Below are 1020 nucleotides of genomic sequence, written 5' to 3'. Positions count from 1 at the left end.
TTTAAGGTAATAACAGAAAACGGCAAAGAATATTATTCCGAATTCCTTGCCGGAGCGGACGGGGCGAATTCGAGCGTAAGGAGGCTGCTTGGAATCGGGTACGGGAATTTTGCTCTTGGTGTTCAATACACGTTTAATTTATCAAACGAGATTATTGACGAGAAAATCGGTGACTGGTTCGAGGTTTACTACGGGCTTATGGATTACGGCTACGGCTGGGTAAGCCCCCTGAACAATAAAATTAAAGTAGGTTTGGGCGGGATGGACGATGAATTCAGGAAAACCCCGAAAAAATACCTGGATGATTTTACCGGAAAATTCATGGAGGAAAAAAACATTAAAAATTTAGAAATAATTAATTTCGAGTCACACATCATACCCTTCGAGGGACCCGTAAACAAACCCTGCGCGGGAAATGCAGTATTAATCGGAGACGCGGGAGGATTCGTAAACCCCCTGACAGAGGAGGGAATCTATTACGCGATTAAAAGCGCGCACCTTGCGGCTGATTCCGTAATAAACTGCGGGGGCGATTTTGAAAAAGAATGCACGTTAAAACTGAAAAGCATTAAATTAAACACGAAATTAAGGGATGAGGTACTGAAAAACCCGGACTCGATGGAAAAATACGTAAGAAGACTCAAAAGCATGGAATGAACATAAACTATCGGGCGGAAGCAATCTTTTCACGTCTTCATGCATTCGACGACTTTTTTGAGTAAATTTATTTTTAAATTTGTTTGGTTTTCGAATTTTCCGAGGTATGCGTCTTCTTCCCGTCCGAGGTCGTAGCAGGTTGTGTTGTCAATGTCAATTAATATGCCGCTCAGGTTAACTGATTCAAAATCGTCTTTGTGTTTGGCGTAGAACGGTTCGCAGCAGCAGCCGACGTAACCTTTCATGCCTCTTTTTTCGCAATCCTTAAGCGTTTCCATTAAATTTTCAAAACTTGTGATGCTTTTAGCCTCGATGCTGTGCTCTTTCGCAATCTTATATGCTTCCCCGACGGTGCATCTCCCA

Annotated in this window: 2 pseudogenes; one reads left to right on the top strand and one right to left on the bottom strand. The window is 42.5% G+C overall.

The window, feature by feature from the left end:
- A pseudogene (locus COZ07_RS00085) lies at positions 1-657 on the top strand (hypothetical protein); the annotation flags it as partial.
- Positions 658-686: 29 nt separating this feature from the next.
- Here COZ07_RS00085 and COZ07_RS00080 read toward each other — a convergent pair.
- Positions 687-1020 (bottom strand): annotated as a pseudogene (locus COZ07_RS00080) (lipoate--protein ligase); the annotation flags it as partial.

Source organism: Candidatus Infernicultor aquiphilus (assembly GCF_002784285.1).
GTDB classification, from domain to species: domain Bacteria; phylum Atribacterota; class Phoenicimicrobiia; order Phoenicimicrobiales; family Phoenicimicrobiaceae; genus Infernicultor; species Infernicultor aquiphilus.
Note: the sequence above shows the minus strand (reverse complement) of the source record. Positions and strands in the feature narration are given on the sequence as shown.